The 20,658-nt window shown below is 63.9% G+C and carries 16 protein-coding genes; 9 read left to right on the forward strand and 7 right to left on the reverse strand.

Translation table 11 applies throughout. The features are described 5' to 3' along the window. The first annotated feature begins 101 nt into the window (after positions 1-101). Positions 102-2,849 (forward strand): beta-glucosidase, encoded by a 2,748-nt coding sequence (locus ACZ9GA_RS14490; protein ID WP_457362024.1) that lies wholly within the window; start codon positions 102-104, stop codon positions 2,847-2,849. A gap of 1,191 nt (positions 2,850-4,040) precedes the next feature. On the opposite strand, the gene ACZ9GA_RS14495 is transcribed toward ACZ9GA_RS14490, so the two are convergent. Both ACZ9GA_RS14495 and ACZ9GA_RS14500 read right to left on the reverse strand, forming a co-directional pair. Further along, the gene (locus ACZ9GA_RS14495) at positions 4,041-6,452 is read right to left on the reverse strand and encodes a glucose/quinate/shikimate family membrane-bound PQQ-dependent dehydrogenase (RefSeq protein WP_457362023.1); all 2,412 of its coding nucleotides are present in this window, start codon (positions 6,450-6,452) and stop codon (positions 4,041-4,043) included. A 134-nt stretch (positions 6,453-6,586) separates the two neighbouring features. Further along, complete coding sequence (locus ACZ9GA_RS14500; protein ID WP_457362022.1) at positions 6,587-7,015, reverse strand: MFS transporter; 429 nt, start codon at positions 7,013-7,015, stop codon at positions 6,587-6,589. Between ACZ9GA_RS14500 and ACZ9GA_RS14505 the strand changes: the two genes are divergently transcribed. From ACZ9GA_RS14505 to ACZ9GA_RS14515, 3 genes are all read left to right on the forward strand, one after another. Beyond that, positions 7,014-7,217 (forward strand): LysR substrate-binding domain-containing protein, encoded by a 204-nt coding sequence (locus tag ACZ9GA_RS14505; protein ID WP_457362021.1) that lies wholly within the window; start codon positions 7,014-7,016, stop codon positions 7,215-7,217. The two genes, ACZ9GA_RS14500 and ACZ9GA_RS14505, sit on opposite strands and share 2 nt — an antisense overlap. 197 nt (positions 7,218-7,414) lie before the next feature. Continuing rightward, positions 7,415-8,398: a DUF1852 domain-containing protein gene (locus ACZ9GA_RS14510; RefSeq protein WP_457362020.1), complete on the forward strand. Its 984-nt coding sequence runs from the start codon at positions 7,415-7,417 to the stop codon at positions 8,396-8,398. 27 nt (positions 8,399-8,425) lie between these two features. Beyond that, entirely contained in the window at positions 8,426-9,460 is a 1,035-nt protein-coding gene (locus tag ACZ9GA_RS14515; protein ID WP_457362019.1) for a methionine synthase, read from the forward strand. Between the two features lie 528 nt (positions 9,461-9,988). Here the strand turns inward: ACZ9GA_RS14515 and ACZ9GA_RS14520 are convergent. Genes ACZ9GA_RS14520 through ACZ9GA_RS14530 form a run of 3 tightly spaced genes read right to left on the reverse strand, consistent with a single transcriptional unit; the run spans position 9,989 to position 12,362 of the window. Continuing rightward, positions 9,989-10,915, reverse strand: coding sequence for a 5-oxoprolinase subunit C family protein (locus ACZ9GA_RS14520; RefSeq protein ID WP_457362018.1), 927 nt, complete (start codon positions 10,913-10,915; stop codon positions 9,989-9,991). Beyond that, entirely contained in the window at positions 10,912-11,616 is a 705-nt protein-coding gene (gene pxpB, locus ACZ9GA_RS14525; RefSeq protein WP_457362017.1) for a 5-oxoprolinase subunit PxpB, read from the reverse strand. The genes ACZ9GA_RS14520 and pxpB overlap by 4 nt, the downstream gene beginning before the upstream one ends. Next, positions 11,613-12,362: a 5-oxoprolinase subunit PxpA gene (locus tag ACZ9GA_RS14530; protein ID WP_457362016.1), complete on the reverse strand. Its 750-nt coding sequence runs from the start codon at positions 12,360-12,362 to the stop codon at positions 11,613-11,615. Before ACZ9GA_RS14530 ends, pxpB begins: the two co-directional genes overlap by 4 nt. Before the next feature lie 139 nt (positions 12,363-12,501). On the opposite strand from ACZ9GA_RS14530, the gene ACZ9GA_RS14535 reads away from it, so the two are divergent. The 5 genes from ACZ9GA_RS14535 to ACZ9GA_RS14555 all read left to right on the forward strand — a co-directional run bounded on the left by ACZ9GA_RS14535 (position 12,502) and on the right by ACZ9GA_RS14555 (position 17,534). Then, positions 12,502-13,407 (forward strand): LysR family transcriptional regulator, encoded by a 906-nt coding sequence (locus tag ACZ9GA_RS14535; protein WP_457362015.1) that lies wholly within the window; start codon positions 12,502-12,504, stop codon positions 13,405-13,407. Positions 13,408-13,593: 186 nt separating this feature from the next. Then, the gene (locus tag ACZ9GA_RS14540) at positions 13,594-14,436 is read left to right on the forward strand and encodes a transporter substrate-binding domain-containing protein (RefSeq protein WP_457362014.1); all 843 of its coding nucleotides are present in this window, start codon (positions 13,594-13,596) and stop codon (positions 14,434-14,436) included. Between the two features lie 15 nt (positions 14,437-14,451). Then, positions 14,452-15,954 carry an amino acid ABC transporter permease/ATP-binding protein gene (locus tag ACZ9GA_RS14545; RefSeq protein ID WP_457362013.1) on the forward strand — a complete coding sequence of 501 codons (1,503 nt, stop codon included), beginning with the start codon at positions 14,452-14,454 and terminating at the stop codon, positions 15,952-15,954. Further along, entirely contained in the window at positions 15,951-16,628 is a 678-nt protein-coding gene (locus ACZ9GA_RS14550) for a GntR family transcriptional regulator (RefSeq protein WP_457362012.1), read from the forward strand. Before ACZ9GA_RS14545 ends, ACZ9GA_RS14550 begins: the two co-directional genes overlap by 4 nt. A gap of 39 nt (positions 16,629-16,667) precedes the next feature. Next, a complete protein-coding gene (locus ACZ9GA_RS14555) occupies positions 16,668-17,534 on the forward strand; it encodes an urea carboxylase-associated family protein (protein ID WP_457362011.1) in 867 nt (288 codons plus the stop codon). A 324-nt stretch (positions 17,535-17,858) separates the two neighbouring features. Here ACZ9GA_RS14555 and ACZ9GA_RS14560 read toward each other — a convergent pair whose 3' ends face one another. Continuing rightward, on the reverse strand, positions 17,859-19,271 hold the full coding sequence (locus ACZ9GA_RS14560; protein ID WP_457362010.1) for an MFS transporter: 1,413 nt from the start codon (positions 19,269-19,271) through the stop codon (positions 17,859-17,861). 42 nt (positions 19,272-19,313) lie between these two features. After that, positions 19,314-20,222: a hypothetical protein gene (locus ACZ9GA_RS14565; protein WP_457362009.1), complete on the reverse strand. Its 909-nt coding sequence runs from the start codon at positions 20,220-20,222 to the stop codon at positions 19,314-19,316. Between the last annotated feature and the right edge of the window lie 436 nt (positions 20,223-20,658).

A 20,658-nucleotide genomic window follows, 5' to 3' on the forward strand; every position in this document is an offset into this window, starting at 1 on the left:
CTACTTGAAACGGATTCTGTTTCGCCCGCTTTACAAGTTCGCCCTCGTTGTATTTATTACACCCGGCCCTACCTCAAGGGTCGTCGGTGGGAGTAATTAAAATGAGAAGAACACGTCTACCCACACTTGCCACTTCATTTACCTTGTTGGCCCTGGGCGTCGCCCAAATATGCACGCAGCAGGCATGGGCGCGCACCTTGCAGCAGGCCAATGTGCTGGCACAACAAACCCTCAATCAAATGACCCTGGCGGAGAAACTGGACTATATCGGCGGTACCGGAGGCTGGGACATCAAACCCCTGCCACGCTTCAACCTGCCACAGATCCTGGGCGCCGATGGCGGACTGGGGCTGCGCTACACCAATCAGGGCAACGACCAGGGGGTGGTCTACCCCAGCGGCCCCAGCCTGGCGGCCTCATTCAACCTGCAGCGGGCGTTGGATTTCGGCCGTGCCCTGGGTTATGACACCGCCAGCGGTGGCTACTACTACATCACCGGCCCCGGGATGAACATGTACCGCATGCCCTACGGCGGACGGAACTTTGAATATGTCAGCGGCGAAGACCCCTTCCTCGGGGCCAGCATGGCGCCGGCGGTCATCAACGCTATCCAGTCGCGGGGCGTATGGGCCGATGCCAAACACTATGCGGCCAACGACCAGGAAACCAACCGTTTTACCCTCAATGAAAGTATCCCTGAGCGCGTATTGCGGGAAATAACGCTGCCGCCATTCGAGTCTGCCTCCAAGAACGGCAAAGTGGCGTTGGTGATGTGTTCGTTTCAAGCGGTCAACGGCGACCACGTCTGTGAGAACTCGCATTTAGTGCGCGAGATACTGAAAGACCAGTGGGGGTTCACCGGGTTTGTGCAAACTGACTACGGTGCCATCCTCGATGGCCTCAAAGCAGCCCAGGCCGGCACTGACATCGACATGTTGTTTGGCTTGCAAATGAACGCGACGGTATTGACGCCTTATCTGGACAGTAATGTCCTGGCCGTCGCCACTATCAATGACAAAGTCCGGCGCATACTGCGCCAGATTTACCTGTTCGACTTTGACACCTACGTGCCTCCCACGGTCCATGACACCAATAGCCTGGCCAGCAACCAGGCCTCGTTGAACACCGCCCGTGAAGGGATTGTGCTGCTGAAAAACCAGAACAATTTCCTGCCCCTCAACCCCGCCACCGTGCAGAAAATTGCCGTGGTGGGCGTGCTTGGCAAGTACGCGCCGCCCAGTGGTTTCGGCAGCGCTTATGCGTCGGCGCTCAATTACATCAGCGAAACCAGTGGCCTGGCGCAAGCCGCTCCCCAGGCCCAGGTGACGTTCCTCGACGGGTTGTCCCTGGACCCCGCCGCCGTCACCTGGACCCACACCGATGGCGCCAGCGAAGTGCCCGGCATGACCGCCGAATACTTCACTAACCCGACCTGGACCGGCTCGCCAGCCACGACCCGCACCGACACCTTCGTCAACCTTGACTGGAACAGCGACGCGAACCTGCCCACCAACGGCGACACGGCCAATACCTCGATCCGCTGGACCGGCAACGTCACCCCCACGGTCAGTGGCGAACATGTGTTCAAGGTGCGCGCCGACGGCTTGATCCGCCTGACCGTCAATGGCAATGAGATCCTGGCCAACGGTGACGGCGCGCCACTGCCCGACAACCAGATACCGCCGACCATTCCGGTATACGCCAAGGTCGACCTCCAGGCCGGCCAGGCCTATACCGTGGTGCTGGAATACTCGCGCCGGCCGGGCTATATCGCCAGCCTGGGCGGCTTGACCGGCGTGCAGATGAGCTGGGCTTCGCTGGTGGCGCCCAGTGACATTGGCACCTACGACGCGGTGCTGGTTGCCGCAGGCAACAGCAACGAATACGAGGGCGAAGGGTTCGACCACATGTGGGAGTTGCCGGAGTTCCAAGGGCAACTGATCCAGAGCATCGCCAGCCAGAACCCCCATACCATCGTCGCGCTGCACGGCGGCACGGGGCTCAAGGTCAACGACTGGGTCGACCAGGTGGCCGGTCTGCTGCATGCCTTCTATCCGGGCCAGAACGGCGGCCAGGCGCTGGCGGAGATCCTCTTCGGGCAGGTCAACCCCTCGGCCAAGTTGCCGATCAGCCTGGAGCGCAACCTGCAGGATAATCCCCTGTACAACTTCTTCCCGGCGTTTGACAACAACGGCACACTCACCGAGATCAGCTACGCCGGCGACCTGTTGCTGGGCTACCGTGGCTACGAAAAACTGGGCACCACGCCCCTCTACCCGTTCGGCTATGGGCTGTCCTATACCCGGTTCCGCTATTCGGACATCAGGGTCAACCCGCCGGTGGCGTTCGGCAACTCGCCCATCAGGGTGTCGTTCAACGTCACCAACACGGGGCAGCGCGCCGGGGCCGAGGTCGCGCAGTTGTACGTCGGTCAACGCAACCCACGCCTGACGCGGCCGGTCAAGGAGCTCAAGGGCTTCCAGAAAGTGCTCCTGCAACCTGGCCAGACGCAGCGCGTGACCATCGAGCTCAATGGGCGCTCACTCGCGTATTACAACCCCAACCGCAACGCCTGGGTGGTGGACGCGGATGTGTTCAACATCGCCGTGGGCGGCGCCTCCAATGACGCCCGCTTGCGCACCCGCGTGTTGAGCCCGTTCCGGCAACAGTTGTCGGTCAGCAACAGCAACCCGCTGCCGCAGTCGGTACAGCGGGCCGTACGGGCCACCGCCACCGGAACGGGGCCGGACCAGACGGACGATGTGGTGTTTACCCAAACCGTCTCGCAAGCGCCGCAGGTGCCGCCTGGCGCGGGGTCAGGGGGTGGTGCGCCGGGGAGTACACCGTAGGGGGGTGCGTATAACCTATCGATCGCGGCCAAGGCCGGCTCCTACCACGCATGGTGTAGGAGCCGACTTTAGTCGCGATGCAGACACCGCGCCGTTGTAGCCGCTGCCGCAGGCTGCGCTGGCCCCGTGCTTCGCTGAAAATCTCCAGTGTTCACACCGGCCAGCGCAGCCTGGCGGCAGCGGCTACGGGCGGGCGTATAACCTATCGATCGCGTCGCCCGCATCGCGGCCAAGGCCAGCTCCTACCACGGTCGGCGTAGGAGCCGACTTTAGTCGCGATGCAGACGCCGCGCTGCTGTAGCCGCTGCCGCAGGCTGCGCTGGCCCCGTGCTTCGCTGAAAATCTCCAGTGTTCACACCGGCCAGCGCAGCCTGGCGGCAGCGGCTACGGGCGGGCGTATAACTTATCGATCGCGTCGCCCGCATCGCGGCCAAGGCCAGCTCCTACCACGGTCGGCGTAGGAGCCGACTTTGCATCGCGGCCAAGGCCGGCTCCTACCACGGATGGCGTAGGCGCCGACTTTAGTCGCGTTGTAGCCGCTGCCGCAGGCTGCAGTGGCTCTGCGCCTCGCTGAAAATCTTCAGTGCTCACACCGGCCAGCGCAGCCTGGCGGCAGCGGCTACGGGGGGTATTACCGATAGATCGCGTCGCCTGCATCGCGGCCAAGGCCGGCTCCTACCACGTACGGCGTAGGCGCCGACTTTAGTCGCGTTGTAGCCGCTGCCGCAGGCTGCGCTGGCCCTGCGCCTCGCTGAAAATCTTCAGTGCTCACACCGGCCAGCGCAGCCTGGCGGCAGCGGCTACGGGGGGCATTACCTATCGATCGCGTCGCCTGCATCGCGGCCAAGGCCGGCTCCTACCACGCACGGCGTAGGCGCCGACCTTAGTCGCGTTGTAGCCGCTGCCGCAGGCTGCGCTGGCCCTGCGCCTCGCTGAAAATCTTCAGCGCTCACACCAGCCAGCGCAGCCTGGCGGCAGCGGCTACGGCAGCACGTATAACCTATCGTTCGCGTCGCCTGCATCGCGGCCAAGGCCGGCTCCTACCACGGATGGTGTAGGCGCCGACGTTAGTCGCGTTGTAGCCGCTGCCGCAGGCTGCGCTGGCCCTGCGCCGCGCTGAAAATCTCCAGCGCTCACACCGGCCAGCGCAGCCTGGCGGCAGCGGCTACGAGGTGTGCGCCCCCTTCTGCCTTAACGACTGGAAGGCAACGCATAGGCAATCAAATAATCACCCATCTTGGTCCCGAACGACCCATGCCCGCCGGCCATGATCACGACGTACTGCTTGCCATTGGCCTCGTAGGTCATCGGGGTGGCCTGGCCCCCGGCAGGCAGGCGCGCTTCCCACACCAGATCACCATTGGTGACGTTGTAGGCGCGCAGGTAGTTATCCTGGGTGCCCGCGATGAACATCAGATTACCCGCGGTCGAGATGGGGCCGCCGAGCATCGGCACGCCGATTTTGAGCGGCGGCAATTGAATGCCCGGCAAGCTGTCGCGCACTGTGCCGATCCGTTTGCGCCAGGCCACCTGGTGGGTTTTCAGGTCCACCCCCGCCACATAACCCCAGGCCGGGGCTTTGCAAGGCAAGCCCAAAGGCGACAGGAACGCGTTGATCTCGACGCCGTAGGGCACGCCATACTGGGGTTGGATGCCCATCTCGGTGCCCGAACTGCCACCGGCGGCGCCCTCTTTTGGCCACAGCGGGTTGTTGGGGCCGCGAGGGATCAGCTTGGACACGAACGGCAAGGCCATCGGGTTCATCAGCGCCACCTGGCGATCAGGGTTGACCGAAATGCCGCCCCATTCGAACACGCCCAGGTTGCCCGGGAACACCAGGGTGCCCTGCTCCGACGGCGGGGTGTACTGGCCCGCATAGGACAAGCGCTTGAAGATCACCCGGCACATCAACTGGTCGAACATCGTGGCGCCCCACATGTTCTTGTCCGTCAGGGTTTGCACGGAGGTCAGGTTCAAGCCCGAGCGTGGCTGGGTGGGGCTGGCGCGGTCACCCGGCGCCGCCTGGGTCGAGGGCACCGGCACTTCCGTGACGGGCACGATGGGCTTGCCGTCGCGACGGTCGAGTACAAACAGGTTGCCGGCCTTGGTCGGCACATAGACGGCCGGTACCGCTTCGCCTGAGTCCACCTTCACGTCGGCCAGGGTTGGCTGGGACGGCACATCCATGTCCCAGAGGTCATGGTGGGTGGTCTGGAAGCTCCACACCAGCTTGCCCGTGGAGGCATTCAGCGCCACCACCGAACTGGCGTAACGCTCCATGACCGGGGTGCGGTTGCCACCCCAGATGTCCGGCGTCGGGTTACCGGTGGGGATGTACACCACGTCGGTCTTGGCATCGTACGCCAGCGGCGCCCAGGCGTTGGGTGAGTTGTTGACCAGGGTATGCCCGTCGCCCGGCACGGCATTGGGGTTCTCGGCGCCGGTATCGAACACCCAGCGCAGCGCCCCGGTATTGACGTCGTAGCCGCGCAGCGCGCCCGACGGCTCATGGATCGACAGGTTGTCCGTCACCGAGCCGCCGATCACCACCGTGGTACCGGTGACCACCGGAGGCGAGGTAGGCTCCAGACCACCCGGATAGGTGTAGGGATGCATGTGCTTGAGGTCCAGTTCGCCCTTGTTGGCGAAGTCGCTGCACGGCTTGCCGTTGTCGGCATTGACGGCGAACAGGCGGCCGTCGTTGACCGGCAGGAACACCTTGCGCGGGCACTCACTTTGCACAGGTGCCGCGCTGGCAAGGCTGGTCGCGAACTCGGCGGTGTTGGCGCTATCGTAATAAGCCACCCCGCGGCAGGTCAGGTGCTGGAACGACGGATCAGCCTGAAGCTTGGGATCGAACCGCCACTTCTCCTTGCCCGTGGCGGGATCCAGCGCGACCAGGATCTGGTGGGTGGTGCAAATGAACATGTTGTCGCCGATCTTGATCGGCGTCAGTTCGTTGGTGGTCTCGCCTGAGTCATTGGCCGTCTTGCTTTCGCCACTGCGGAAGGTCCAGGCCACCTCCAGATTCGCCACGTTCGTTTCATTGATCTGGCTCAGCGGCGAATAGCGGGTACCCGCCTGGGTCCTGCCGTACGCCGGCCAATCACCTGGCGCAACCCCGTCGATGGCCTGGGCCTGGGCTGGCTGCGACGCGGCGAGGGTGCCCTTGATTTCCTGCGGGTCGTTGAAGATCGAATACACCAGCACGGCAATCGCAAAGGCCAGCGTCACCACCAGGAATGTCCTGCCGGCCTTCAGGTCGACACCCAAGCCCCGGGTCACGGCAGGCACCAGCAGCCAGATCCCCAGCACACCAAGGATATCCAGGCGCGGTACCAGCGCCCAGAAGTCCGACCCGGCCTCCCACAGGCCCCACAGGGTGGTCACCAGCATCAGCGCGCCGTATAGCCACAGCGCTGCGCCGGAGCTTCGCCGCAGCAACAACGCGAACACCAGCAGCGCCAAGCCTGCGACCACATAGTAGAAGGAACCGCCCAGGACCGTCAGCCAAACCCCGCCAAGCAGCAGGACCAACCCGATCAGGGCGGCGACAATCACGGTAAATGTTCTAAGACCTGATCCTGTAGCGGGGGTGTTCATGGTCGTGTGCTCTCCAGTCCGCAGGCCAAGGGGCGCAGACGTGATCGATGGGGATGACTAAGTGAATGTAGTTGAACGGACTACACTGTCCAGCAAGGACCGCAAGTGTCATCAAAACGTTTGCGTGCCCACGGCTAGACCTGCGAGCGGATCGGTGTTTTCACATGCTCGGGCTGGTTGAGCGGTGGCGAGTTGCCCTGGCACTTCCAGTAAGCGCGCAGTGCAACTAGACCCAGCAGGCAAATCACCGCTGGCCCCAGGCACCGAATGCCCTGAATGGCCGACAAGGCTCCCAGGGATTGAACAGCGGCATTGGGGACATACCCGAAAAACTTCATCATTACCCCTGCCAAGAGTGCCGATACGGCAAAACCGGTTTGCATCGCCAAGGCGTTCAGGGAGAACAGCACGCCGTCAACGCGCTGCCCGTGTCCGGCCTCCACGGCATCACCCATTTCGGCCATCATCCCGGTGATGGACACGAGCAACCCTCCTATCCCCAGGCTGGCCACGGCGGTGAGCATGAAGTAGCAGACGATTTGCCCCGTGGATACCAGCCACATGCAAAAGCTGCCACCGGCCAGCAGAGAAAACGACACCAAGGCCGTCTACGAGGCCATGGTCTTGGAGGATCTGGGCCACGGCAGGCTGACTCAAGTGCTCAACGACTGGCAAGCACCCGCCAGCCATTTCTACCTGTACTATTCCAGCCGCCGACACGTGCCACCGGCGTTGCAGGCACTGATTGGGTTTATCAGAACTTGAAATTGCACCTGTAGCCGCTGCCGCAGGCTGCGCTGGCCCTCAACCTCACTGAAGAGTTCCAGCGTTCACACACATGAAGATGCCTAAAGGTTTTGTGAAATCAATTCATTAGCCCTGGTTCAATGGCCACGCCTAGAATATCGCTCGACAACAGTGCAGGCACACTGTGAAACAGCACAGACCAGGATGCCAGATCAATGAGCGATGACTTTACTTTCACCATCAACAGTATTGACTTCGATGAACACTACACCCCATCGAACACTACGCGCATCACCACCAACTTCGCCAACCTGGCGAGGGGCAATAATCGCCAGGAAAACTTGCGCAATACCTTGATGATGATTGATAACCGCTTCAACGCGCTGGCGCACTGGGACAATCCCGCAGGCACTCGTTACAGCGTCACGCTTGAAATCATTTCCGTCGAGATGAATATTGACAGTCGGCGCAGTGAACAGGCCCTGCCTCTGATCGAGATATTGAAAACCACGGTGCATGACCGCGAGACCCATGGGCGAATTGACGGCATTGTCGGCAACAACTTCTCATCCTACGTGCGCGATTACGACTTCAGCGTACGCCTGTCAGGGCACAACCAGGGGCAGCCCGGTTTCAGCACCCCGGCCGATTTCGGCGATCTGCATGGAAAACTGTTCAAGTGCTTCGTGACGTCAAGCGCCTACAGGCAACACTTCAGCAAACCACCGGTGATTTGCCTGAGCGTTTCGAGCAGCAAGACCTACCATCGCACTGAAAACAGACACCCTGTACTGGGGGCTGAGTACCAGCAGGATGAATACTCGCTGACGGATGAATACTTCAGCAAAATGGGATTGAAGGTTCGTTACTTCATGCCTGCCGGCAGTGTCGCGCCATTGGCCTTTTATTTTATCGGCGATTTGCTCGGTGACTACACCAACCTTGAACTGATCAGCACCATCAGCACAATGGATACGTTCCAGAAAATTTACCGGCCGGAGATTTACAACGCCAATTCGGCGGCAGGCAAATCCTATCAGCCCAGTTTGAAACATCAGGATTATTCTCTAACTCGAATTATTTACGATCGCGAAGAGCGTGGCCGTCTGGCCATGGAACAAGGCAGGTTTGCCGAGGAGCACTTCATCAAACCCTACCAGACCGTTCTTGAGCGCTGGTCGTCTCGCTGCGCACTTTGATTCTTCGAATAGACAAGGCTTTCAAACATGAAAAAACTGCTACCCACCTCAACTGCCGGCAGCTTGCCCAAACCCTCATGGCTTGCGCAGCCAGAAACACTTTGGTCACCCTGGAAGTTGCAGGATGAAGAACTGATCGAAGGTAAGCAGGATGCATTGCGACTGTCCCTGCAAGAACAACAACAGGCAGGCATCGACATCGTCAGCGACGGTGAACAAACGCGGCAGCACTTCGTTACCACGTTTATCGAGCACCTGAGCGGTGTCGATTTCGAAAAGCGTGAGACCGTCAGGATTCGTGATCGGTATGACGCAAGTGTACCGACCGTGGTGGGTGCCGTGGCGCGGCAAAAGCCGGTGTTCGTCGAAGACGCGAAGTTCCTGCGCCGGCAAACCACGCAGCCCATCAAATGGGCACTGCCGGGGCCCATGACGATGATCGATACGCTGTATGACAACCACTATAAAAGTCGCGAAAAGCTGGCGTGGGAATTCGCCGGGATCCTCAATCAGGAAGCTCGAGAGCTTGAGGCTGCCGGTGTCGACATCATCCAGTTCGATGAGCCGGCCTTCAACGTGTTCTTCGACGAGGTGAACGACTGGGGCGTGGCCACGCTGGAACGAGCCATTGAGGGGCTGAAATGCGAAACGGCCGTGCATATCTGCTACGGCTACGGCATCAAGGCCAATACCGATTGGAAGAAGACCCTGGGGTCAGAGTGGCGCCAGTATGAAGAGGCGTTCCCCAAACTGCAGAAGTCCAATATCGATATCGTCTCGCTGGAGTGCCACAACTCGCACGTGCCCATGGAGCTCATCGAGCTGATTCGCGGCAAGAAGGTCATGGTAGGGGCCATCGACGTGGCAACCCACACCATCGAAACGCCTGAGCAAGTGGCCGAAACCTTGCGCAAGGCACTTGCGTTTGTAGACGCCGATAAACTGTACCCGTGCACCAACTGCGGCATGGCGCCCTTGCCTCGGCGAGTTGCCAGGGGCAAGTTGAATGCGTTGAGTGTCGGCGCGCAGATCGTGCGAAACGAGCTTCAGAATCTGCGATGAGTTGCCCTGCTCCATGATGAGTTGAAACACCTACGCACCGGGTAAGACCCGACTTTAGTCGCGATGCAGACAGTTATTCTATGGCGATGAGCAACCCGTGGGAGCGGGTTCTACCCGCGAAAAGAACACCGCGAAGTATCTGAAACACCGCGGCGCGCTCTTCGCGGGCAGAGCCCGCTCCCACAGTGCCAATGCCAATAACGATGCGAACCTTGACCTTGCTCGCGATGGCATCGACGGCGTAATTCAGAAAAACGGCGTCGTCCCCATCGCGGCCAAGGCCGGCTCCTACCACGAACGGCGTAGGAGCAGGCAACGCGCCGTTGTAGCCGCTGCCGCAGGCTGCGCTGCCCCTGCGCCTCGCTGAAAATCTCCAGCGCTCACACCGGCCAGCGCAGCCTGGAGGCAGCGGCTACGGTAGCGCGTATAACCTATCGATCGCGTCGCCCGCATTGCGGCCAAGGCCGGCGCCTACCACGGACGGCGTAGGAGCCGACTTTAGTCGCGATGCAGACAACGCGGTTCGGGCTACTGAGCCCGGCACAATTCACGCACACAGCGTTGATGCCGCTGCTGCGCCGCATACGCCACCTGCGGCCACAGCCTCACGGCCTCCCCCGGCAGGCACTGCGCGAGGCGCGCCACCGCCAGCGGGCTCAAGGCGCCCAGCCGGGGGTAGCCACCAATGGTCTGGCGGTCGTTGAGCAATATGAACGGCTGCCCATCGGGCGGCACCTGGACCGCGCCCAGCGGAATGCCCTCAGACACCAGCCCCGGGCCGTCATAGCACAGCGGCGTGCCGGTCAGGCGCAGCCCCATGCGGTCGCTGCGGGTGTCCACGGTCCACGCCTGGTTGAAGGCATCGAACAGGCTCTGGCCGCTGAAACCGCTGGCCTGCGCCCCCACGATCAGCTCCAGCTGCGCCGGGGCGCGCAGGTCGGGGATCAACGCCGGTGGTACGGCGCGCACCGCGCCAGGCTCGCTGCCCCAGGCCAGCCGGTCGCCCAGTGCCAGGTTGCTGCCTTGGCCATCCAGACCGCCGACACCCTCACGGGCGACGGTCGCGCAACTGCCCGCCAGCAATGGCGCATCGACGCCGCCCGGCAACGCCAGGTAGGCCCGCGCACCCAGGCGCGGGCTGGCAAAGCCCAGGCGCTGCCCGGCCATGACCTTGAACGGTCGCCACACATCCAGCAATTGGCCGTCCAGGGTGGCGCCCAGGTCGGCGCCGGCCAGCGCCAGCCAGCCCTCGCCTTCACAGCGCAACTGCAGGCCGCCCAGGGTGACTTCCACCACCGCGGCGTCCAGGCGGTTTCCCAGCATCCAGTTGGCCCAGTGCTGGGCCAGCCAGTCCAGGGCGCCGCCTTGGGTCAGGCCCAGGTGGCGCACGCCAAAGCGGCCGCCATCCTGCACGCTGGCCTGGGGCCCGGGCTTTTCCACGATCAATGCGTTCATGCCTGTGCCTCCATGGGCGTGTCATCGCCACCCAGGCGAAGGAATTCATCGCGTTGTATCGGCACGAAGCGCACCCGATCGCCAGGGCGCAACAGGCTGAAGCCTGCCAATGCCGGATCGAACAGGCGCGCCGGGCTGCGCCCGATCAGGTTCCAGCCACCCGGCGAGACTGCCGGGTAGATCGCCGTCTGCCGCTCGGCAATCCCCACGCTGCCGGCCGCCACCCGCTGCCGTGGCGTGGCCAGGCGCGGGCTGGCCAGGCGCGGGTCCACCAGGCCCATGAAGCCGAACCCCGGGGCAAAGCCCAGGGCAAACACCGAGTAGGCGCGGCCGCTGTGCAAGGCAATCACCTGATCCACGGGCAACCCGCGCTGGCGCGCCAATGCTTCAAGGTCCGGGCCGACGCTGGCGTGGTACCACACGGGCAAGGCCAGCTCCCGGCCGCCGTCGGCAGCAGCCGGCTCAAGCCCGGTCAGGGCCTGATCGCACAAAGCCCGGGCCTGGGCGTCATCCAACTGGGCCAGGTCATACTGCAGCATCAGCGTGGTGTAAGACGGCACCAGCTCCACCAGCGCGTCCGCGAACGTGGCACGCAAGCGCTCGGCCGCCGCCAGCAGCCACGGCACGTTGGCTTCGTCGATCACCTCGAACAAGCGCAGGGTCAGGCAATCGATGGCCGCCACCTCGATGCGCGCTTTCATGCCGACAAGCCATCCAGCGCCTGGCGGATCTGCCGCACCGCAGCCACCGACGCCGGGTTATCACCGTGCACGCACAGGGTGTCGACGTGCAGGCGCAGGGCGCTGCCGTCGCGGGTCACCAGCGGCTCGCCCCGGGCCAGGCCCAAGGCCTGAGCCACCACCTGCGCAGGGTCATGGTGCACGGCGCCGGGCAGGCGGCGGCTGACCAGCTGGCCATCGGGCTCGTAGGCGCGGTCGGCGAACGCCTCGAACCACAGTGACAAGCCCATCTCGTCGGCCAGGGATTGGCTGGCGCGTGTATCAGCGGTAGCCATCAGCATCAACGGCAGCTGCGGATCATAAGCATGCACGGCACGCATCACCGCACCCAGGCGCACCGGGTCGGCCATCATGTCGTTGTACATCGCCCCATGGGGTTTGACGTACTGCACGCGGCTGCCTTCGGCGCGGCACATCGCATCCAGGGCGCCGATCTGGTACAGCACCATGTCTTCGATCTCTTGCGCCGAGCAAGCCATGCTGCGCCGGCCGAAACCCACCAGGTCGGGGTACGCGGGATGGGCGCCAATGCGCACCTGGTGGCTGACCGCCAAGGCCACGGTGCGGCGCATGGTGCCAGGGTCGCCAGCGTGGAAACCGCAGGCGATGTTGGCGCAGTCGATCAGCGGCATCACCTCCGCATCCAGCCCCATGGGCCAGGCACCGAAGCTTTCGCCGATATCACAGTTGAGCAAGGGACGTTTCATGTGAGGCTCCGCAGAGGGCTGATGGGCAAATTGTTCACGTGGAGGTCTCGCAAGGTCCAGCGGGTTATTCGCAACAGGGGTGATAACAAAAGTCGATCACCGTTATGATCAGCGTCTACGCCCCCGGGATGCCGATGCCATGAACCTCAAGTTTCTCGAAACCTTCATCTGGGTCGCGCGCCTGGGCAGCTTCCGCCTGGCGGCGCAGAAGTTGTTCAGCACTCAGGCGGCGGTGTCCAACCGCATCGCCGCGCTGGAAGACGAGTTGGGCGTGCGCTTGTTCGACCGCGACACCCGCGGTGCCACCCTCACCCCCCGCGGCCAGACCCTGCTGGGGTATGCCGAGCAGGTGCTGGACAGCACCCAGGCATTGCGTCAGGCGGTGGATGCCGGCAATCCCGGACGGGTTCGCGTGGGCGTGATGGAGAGCGTGATCCATACCTGGCTCGGCCCGTTCATCCAGCGCATTGGCAGCGCGCACCCGCACCTTGAACTGGATTTGCAGGCCGATACCGCGCGCAACCTGGCCGAACAACTGCGCCGCGGTCAGTTGGATCTGATCCTGCAGACCGACCCGCTTCCCGATGAAGGCCTGCGCAACACCCACCTGGCCAGCTACCCCATGGCCTGGCTGGCCCGCACCAACGGCGTGCACCGCGGCGACAGCCTGGCCATGCTGGCCCACCAGCGGCTGATCACTTTTTCCCGTCACTCCCGGCCGCACCAGGACCTGCTCGGCCTGTTGCATGCTCACGACCTGCGTGCGCCACGGCTGTGCTGCATCAACTCGGTAGCGGCGATGGAGCGGCTGCTGGCCGAGGATTTCGGCATCGCCGCCCTGCCCCCGGCGCTGGTCAATGATGCGCTGGCCGCTGGCAGCCTGTGCCAGCTGAACGTGCTGCCCGTACCCGCCGACCTGGAAATGTACGCCACCTGGCGCACCGGCGTGGGCCTGGAAATGGCGGGCAGCCTGGTGGAGGTGGCACGCCAGGCGGTCGCCGAGCATGCCGCAGGCCTGCCGGAGGGGCATGTGCGGGTGCGCTGAACGGCGCACCACAAGGTTCCCGACCGTAACGATCATGCCCCATCACGGCGCACCGCGGCCCGGGCGCCGGCGGAAAACCCTTCCTCTAGTACATGCCAGCCTGCTCACTATTTAACGGTTGGCACGGGTATTGATTACGCATTGATTATCGATTGTTGAACAATCCAGTCCCTGCGGAGCCTCATCATGTCCCCACGTGCACGCTTTACCCGTTCGCTGCTTGCCCTGTCCCTGATCGCCAGTGCCTGCGCCCAGGCCGACACCGCCACGCTGCAACCACAGCGCTTGAGCATCGGTTCGGACCTGACCTACCCGCCCTACACGTTCCTGGACCAAGGCAAGCCCGCCGGCTTCGACCCGGCATTCATGACCCTGCTCAGCCACCACCTCAACCTTCAGCCACAGTTCGTCGACACCCGCTTCGCCAACCTGGTGATGGGCGTCAACGCGCGGCGCTTCGACCTGGTGGCCTCGGCGCTGTACGTGACGCCCGAGCGCGCCGCGCAAGTGGACTTCCTGCCCTACCTCAAAAGCGGTGCCTCGCTGATGGTGCGCAGCGACGACAGCTTCCGCCCCCAGCAGCCACAGGACCTGTGCGGCAAGCGCGTGGCGTCGATCAAGGGCGGTTCGTGGATTCCCAAACTGGCCGCCCTGTCCAAGGACTACTGCCAGGCCAACGGCCAGGCGCCGATCGACTCGCGTGAATTCCCCACCTCGCCGGAAGCCGCCCAGGCCTTGCTGGCCAAGGCCGTGGACGTGCAATTCGAGGACGCCGCGGTGGCGCGCATCACCACCGACAAGCTCAAGGGCCGGGTGACCATCAGCTCCACCGCCCTGATCTACCCGGTGGTCATCGGCCTGGCCGTGCACAAGGGTAACGACGCCCTGATGGCCGAGTTGCGCCAGGGCTTCACGGCCATGAAGGACAGCGGTGAATACCAGACCCTGCTGGGCCAGTACAACCTGGGTGAACCCAGCGCCGCCGAGATCGCCCAGGCCCTGGGCCAGAACCCGCAAGCCGCGCAGTAAACCGGAGTAACCCCCATGCAATTCGATTGGCATTACGCCGCCAGCCTGCTGGTCAACGGCGACTTCTGGAAAGCCGTGGGCACGGTGGTCGAACTGAGCCTGGAAACCTGGGTGCTGGGCATCGTGCTGGGCTTTGTCCTGGCCCTGGCCCGGCAATCGCCACGGCGCAGCCTCAACCGCGCCGCCGCCGTGTACATCTGGTTCTTCCGCAGCCTGCCGCTGCTGGTGCTGCTGATTTTCGTCTACAACCTGCCCCAGGTGTTCCCGGCCACCAGCGTGCTGCTGTCCAACCCCTACGCCGCCGGGCTCATCGCCCTGGTGCTGAGCGAGGCGGCCTACATCGCCGAGATTCACCGCGGCGGTCTGCTGGCGGTGAACAAGGGGCAACTGGAAGCCGGCAAGGCCCTAGGCATCCGCTACCGCGGCGTGCAGCGTCTGATCGTCATCCCGCAAGCACTGCGGGTGGCGCTGCCCACCCTGGCCAACGAATACATCACCATCGTCAAGCTGACCTCGCTGGTGTCGGTGATCTCGCTGTCGGAGATTTTGCTGGTGGGCCAGCAGCTGTACACACAGAACTTTCTGGTGATGGAAACCATGCTGGCGGTGGCGTTCTATTACGTGCTGATCGTCACCGTGTTCAGCTACCTGCTGCGACGCCTGGAGCGCTACCTGGACGTCAGCCAGCGCACCCCCCGCGTGGTGCCCGACAGCACCGGCGCGCCAGCCGCACAGCTCGCCGCGCCCGCGCGCCAGGGCGAGCATGCGCTGCGGGTGCGTGGCGCGCGCAAGCACTACGGTCCGCTGGAAGTGCTCAAGGGCATCGACCTGGACGTGCGCTTCGGCGAAGTGGTGTCCATCATCGGCCCATCAGGCTCGGGCAAGACTACACTGATCCGCACCCTCAACGGCCTGGAAGGGCTGGACGCCGGCACGGTGGAGCTGTGTGGCGCGCCCTTCCTGCGCGGCAGCGGCGAGCCGGGCGGCGGCCTGGGGCCACGGGTGCACATGGCGGGCATTGTCCAGGTGGGCATGGTGTTCCAGGGCTTCAACCTGTTCCCGCACAAGACCGTGCTCGACAACGTGTTGCTCGCCCCGCGCCATCACGGCCATGGCAGTGACAGCGAGCTGCGCGCCCTGGGCCTGGCCCTGCTGACCAAGGTCGGCCTGCGCGACCACGCCGGCAAATACCCGCACCAGCTGTCGGGCGGCCAGCAGCAACGCGTGGCCATCGCCCGCGCCCTGGCCATGCGCCCGCAAGTGATGTTGTTTGACGAACCGACCTCGGCGCTGGACCCGGAACTGGTGGGCGATGTGCTGAAGGTCATCGAAGACCTGGCCCGCGACGGCATGACCATGATCATTGTCACCCACGAAATGAAGTTCGCCTTCCAGGTCTCCGACCGGGTGGTGTTCATGGAGCGCGGGCAGATCGTGCAGGCCGGCGCGCCGCGTGAACTGCTGGATAACCGCAGCGAACGCATGGGCCGCTTCCTCAAGGATGTACAGCTGGCATGACTGAAAAACTTTCCGAACACGCCGCCGGCGGCCTGTCCCTGGCCGACCAGGTGGCCCATGAGCTGCGCGAAGACATCATCGGCGGCCGCCTGCTGTCGGGCATGGCCCTGGTCGAGGCCGAGCTGGTGAACCGCTACAACGCCTCGCGCAACACCGTGCGCGAGGCCCTGCACCAGTTGGGCCGCGAGGGCCTGGCCACCTACGTGCGCAACAAAGGCGTGATGGTGCGCCGCCTGGGCGTGGCCGAAGTGCGCGACCTGTTCCTGGTGCGTCGCACCCTGGAGATCCAGGCCATCCTGGGCAGCCAGCCGCTGCGCGAATACCAGTCCGACCGCATGCTCGACGCCATCGAAGCGGCTGAACTGGCCCGCGACCGTGAAGACTGGCAAGCCTTCGGCACTCACAGCCTGCGCTTCCACCAGCACATCGTGGGCCTGCTGCGCAGCCCGCTGCTGGATGCCTTCTTCACCAACGTCGCGGCGCAGATGCGCCTGGTGTTCGCCATCGCACCCGACGAAGAAAACTTCCAGCGCCCGTGGCTGGCGCGCGACCACGAAATCCATGACCTGCTTGCGGCCGGCCACCGCGCTGCGGCCGCCGAAGCCATGAACCGTTACCTCGACGATTCCGAGCACGCCCTGCTCGACCTGTTAAGCCACCCTACCCGTGCATAGCGCTACAGACCTGCACGCGTGCAACCAATGGAGAAGCCCATGAAGCCTGCCCCACTTTCCAAAGCCCCTGTCGACGCCGCCCAGCGCAAGGCCATCAAACCCGTGCTGTGCTACCCGGTCGAGACCTTGCCCCGCCCGGACATCAGTACATACCGCGCCGTGCGCGATGGGCTCAAGCACGTCCGCACCGTGGTGGTACCCGCCCGCGACGCCGCCACCTTCACCGTTCCGGCAGGCAGCTTCTTCCGCATCGTCTCCACCGAGGGGCCGCAAGTCGGTGACCTGAACCTGTTCAACCAGCATGATCTGACCGAACGCTTTTATACCGGCAAGACCCGCGCACTCAACGGCACGCACCTGGGCGTGGGCGACCAGTTGTTCTCAAGCTTCCCCACCCTGCGCCCCATGGCGACCATCACCCATGACACGCTGGACTGGTACGGTTTCGATGAGTTTGGCGGTTCGGTGCACGACGTGATCGGCACGCGGTGCGACCCCTACACCCACAACCTGCTCAGTGGCGGCGGCCAGTATCACCATTGCTGCCACTCCAACCTGACCCGCGCCTTGTCGGCCTCCTCCGGGCTGGCCCTGCATGACGCCGAACCCCATGTGCATGATGTGTTGAACGTGTTCATGTGCACCGGTTTTACCCGCGACACCGGCCAGTACTTCATGAAGGCCAGCCCGGTGCAGCCTGGCGACTATCTCGAGTTTTTTGCCGAGATCGACCTGTTGGGCTGCCTGTCGGCTTGCCCGGGCGGTGACTGCTCTGCCGAACACTCATCCGATACGGCCAAGTGCTACCCACTGCTGGTGGAAATCTACGAAGCGGCGCAGCAGCCCGCAGGATGGACCGCGCCGCAGGTCAGTGGGTACGACCGCACCCATGGGGTCGAGCGCTGACAGGCCATCCTCTGCGACCCTTTATTCGCAACTGTCTTGAAACCGCGTCGCCTGCATCGCGACCAAGGTCGGCTCCTACGTCGTCCATGGTAGGAGCCGGCCTTGGCCGCGATACAGACGACGCGGTCCCGTAGCAGCAACTGTCTTTGTGGGAGCGGGTTCTACCCGCGAAAAGGACGCCACAGGGTGCCAGGTATTACGCGGTGTTCTTTTCGCGGGTAGAACCCGCTCCCACAGAGGGGGTGTAGCTGCCGAAGGCGGCGTCTGGTCCACCCGCTGCATCAGGCCTAGCGTGGCGCCTGTGACGCAGCCTGGCGGCAGCGGCTACGGATGGTGCGCCGGCACCGGCACACCGCCCGCCCGCAGCAACCACCGCTGCCCCGCCCACGCCACCAGCATCACCAGCGCCAGCGCGAGCATTACCGCGTGGTACCCTTCCAGCAACGCCGCAGGCTGCGTCGACTGCCCAGGCCCGGTGTAATGCCGCAGCACACTCACCCCTAACGCCAGGCCCAGGCCGCCGCCGACATTATGCAGCGTCATCAGCGAGCCCACGGCCACCGAGCCAAACTGCTCGGGCACCGCACTGACGCCCAATACCGTGGACGGCCCCAGCAGGCAGGCCCAGCCCAGGCCCATCAGCGCAAAGGCGGCCAGCACGTAGAGCAGCGACGTGGTGGGCGCAAAGGCAATCTGCAGCAGCGCAGAGCCTGCGAACAGCAGCAGCCCCGTCTGGATCAGCGGCGCTGCGCCCTTGCGGTCTACCCAGCGGCCCACCCAGGGCGACAACAACGCCACGCCCAGGGTGGTGGGCAACAGCAACAGGCCGCTGGCCTGCACGTCGGCGCCGCGCACGTGGGTCAGGTACAGGGGCATGACGAAAAACGCCACGCAATAGAACACCGCCAGGCTGAAGCTGGCCAGCACGGCGGCCACGAAGTGCCGGTTGGCGAACAGCTGCAGGTTGATGATGGGCGCTGCGACACGCCGTTCCACCCAAACAAACAGTGCCAGGGCGACAACGGCCACGCTCAGCAACCCCAGGCTCTGCGCAGACGCCCAGCCCCACGCGTCGCCCTGCACAATCAACAGCACCAGGCTGGGCAGGCCGATCAGCAACACAATGACCCCGGCCCAGTCCAGGCTTTGACGCGGTTCATGCGCACGCGACTCATCGACATTGACCGCAATCAGCAGCAAGCTGAGCAGCACGAAGGGCACATTGACCAGGAAAATCCACGGCCAGCCGAAGGCCTGGGTCAGCACACCCCCCAACACAGGGCCCACGGCCAGGCCCACACCATTGAAACCAAACAGCACCCCGAACGCCCTGCCCTGTTCATGGGCGGCAAAGGCCTGCGCCACGATGGCCCCGGACGCGGTGTACAGCACCGCGCAGGCCAGGCCCTGGGCCACCCGGGCGGCCACCAACACCCCAGCCCCCTGGGCCAGTCCCGCCACCAGCGAGGCCAACCCGAACACCACCAACCCCAGGGATAACACACGCTTGCGGCCGTGCAGGTCGGCCAGGCGCCCCACCAACACCATGAAGCTGGACATGGCCAGCAGAAAGCCGTTGATCACCCATTGCAAGGTGCTGACCGGCACGTCCAACTGGGCTTGCAGCGCCGGCAGCGCGGTGTTGACGATGGTGAAATCCACGCAGCCCAGGAAACTGGCGATGCTGACGCCGGCCAGTGCCCACCACCGGCGGTGATCGTTTGCAGAATGACTCATGCTTGACTCCCATCAGGTCGGGGAGCGAACTCCCCGAGCCGGTCAAATGGCGAACGCGGCAGTGGCCCACACAGGGTGAGCGGCCACTGGCCGAGGCTGGTCGGCAGCAGCGGCGCGCTTCTTGAATTTCAGCGACAGCCAGTGCCCGTGATCCGGATAATGCGGTTCCACGAACAGCCGCCGGGTATCGGCCATGGCCCGGGTCATGGGCTGGGGGTAGATGACGAAGTCGATGCCCTGGGAAGCCCACAGCGGCATGATGATGGGGCACTCTTCAATCAGGTAGGTGAGGCAGCGGTACTTGGCCTCATCGAGGTCGGCCTGGGCATCGCGCTTGTGCAGGCGCTCCAGGAACAGGCCGATGGTGCCGTCGACCTCGGTGCGATAGGCCCGGTTGTTTTCGTACTCGAACTGCACGCGGTCCAGCAATGGCCGATAGCCCGGGTCCAGCAGGCACTGCTCCCAGCGCAGGATACGGGTCACGGTGGCCAGGCGGTTGATGGCCGACTGATTGCGTTCAAGCCACTGGTCGCCTGCGGCGGTACTGACCTTGTACACCTCTTCGTAGCTGTAATTGCTCAGGTTGTGACGCTGCAGAATGTCGGTCACGGCAATGGTGCACGAGGCGAAGCCCTGGCGGTTGACCAGGTCGATGGGCGACAGGTATGGCGTGAACAGGCTGCGCACCCGCTGGATGTTCGCCCGTGCGTTCTGGTGGTAAGCGCTGCGCACCGCTTCGCTTTTCACTTCGGCATAGGCGATTCCCAGCCGGGTGAACTCACGGGCGTGCCCCAGGGCGCCGCGCTGCGGGTGGTCGAACAGCCCTTCACGGGCAGCCTGCAAGCTGTGCTGGCTACAGAACCCGGGGATACGGATACCGTAGATACGGTGTTCCAGCAGGTCGTGTATGAGTGGCGGCGACAGCGCATCAGCGCTGATGGTGGTGAGCATTGACCGTTCTCCCTGGCAGTGGAACCGAACCCTGAACCTGCAACCGGGGCACTGTCCTGGCCTCGAGGGCCTGGTCAGCGGGTAACGGTGCACTCGGGATGGCGGCGGCCAGCGGCAGGCCGGCGGTGGGGGTGATACGCAGAAACAGGCGGGCAGCATGGGTCATCAGTCGTCATCCGTATGAGCATTCTTCCTATCCTCGGCGCTGTGCAGCGCTCGGCTGTGATCCCGTGGTGGGGTGCAAGGATCTTAGGATCCAAAACAAGATGAGCAAAAGACATAAATTTCATAAGCTAATATTAGTTGCCATATCGACCTCCCGGACGCCCCCTCGTGCCCGCGCACGGTCAGGGGCGGAAATCGGCCTGCTGATATCAGCCTGCGTGATGCTCTGGATAACAAATGACGATTGGTTTTATTTCAGGGCCAGGATCAT

The sequence above is a fragment of the Pseudomonas sp. TE3644 genome (genome assembly GCF_056278815.1).

Bases quoted from the DNA above. Each gene is read 5' to 3' on its own strand.
- ACZ9GA_RS14490 (WP_457362024.1), top strand. From the start codon at position 102: ATGAGAAGAACACGTCTACCCACACTTGCCACTTCATTTACCTTGTTG.
- ACZ9GA_RS14495 (WP_457362023.1), bottom strand. From the start codon at position 6,452: ATGAACACCCCCGCTACAGGATCAGGTCTTAGAACATTTACCGTGATT.
- ACZ9GA_RS14505 (WP_457362021.1), top strand. From the start codon at position 7,014: ATGCAAAAGCTGCCACCGGCCAGCAGAGAAAACGACACCAAGGCCGTC.
- ACZ9GA_RS14500 (WP_457362022.1), bottom strand. From the start codon at position 7,015: ATGTGGCTGGTATCCACGGGGCAAATCGTCTGCTACTTCATGCTCACC.
- ACZ9GA_RS14510 (WP_457362020.1), top strand. From the start codon at position 7,415: ATGAGCGATGACTTTACTTTCACCATCAACAGTATTGACTTCGATGAA.
- ACZ9GA_RS14515 (WP_457362019.1), top strand. From the start codon at position 8,426: ATGAAAAAACTGCTACCCACCTCAACTGCCGGCAGCTTGCCCAAACCC.
- ACZ9GA_RS14520 (WP_457362018.1), bottom strand. From the start codon at position 10,915: ATGAACGCATTGATCGTGGAAAAGCCCGGGCCCCAGGCCAGCGTGCAG.
- pxpB (WP_457362017.1), bottom strand. From the start codon at position 11,616: ATGAAAGCGCGCATCGAGGTGGCGGCCATCGATTGCCTGACCCTGCGC.
- ACZ9GA_RS14530 (WP_457362016.1), bottom strand. From the start codon at position 12,362: ATGAAACGTCCCTTGCTCAACTGTGATATCGGCGAAAGCTTCGGTGCC.
- ACZ9GA_RS14535 (WP_457362015.1), top strand. From the start codon at position 12,502: ATGAACCTCAAGTTTCTCGAAACCTTCATCTGGGTCGCGCGCCTGGGC.
- ACZ9GA_RS14540 (WP_457362014.1), top strand. From the start codon at position 13,594: ATGTCCCCACGTGCACGCTTTACCCGTTCGCTGCTTGCCCTGTCCCTG.
- ACZ9GA_RS14545 (WP_457362013.1), top strand. From the start codon at position 14,452: ATGCAATTCGATTGGCATTACGCCGCCAGCCTGCTGGTCAACGGCGAC.
- ACZ9GA_RS14550 (WP_457362012.1), top strand. From the start codon at position 15,951: ATGACTGAAAAACTTTCCGAACACGCCGCCGGCGGCCTGTCCCTGGCC.
- ACZ9GA_RS14555 (WP_457362011.1), top strand. From the start codon at position 16,668: ATGAAGCCTGCCCCACTTTCCAAAGCCCCTGTCGACGCCGCCCAGCGC.
- ACZ9GA_RS14560 (WP_457362010.1), bottom strand. From the start codon at position 19,271: ATGAGTCATTCTGCAAACGATCACCGCCGGTGGTGGGCACTGGCCGGC.
- ACZ9GA_RS14565 (WP_457362009.1), bottom strand. From the start codon at position 20,222: ATGCTCACCACCATCAGCGCTGATGCGCTGTCGCCGCCACTCATACAC.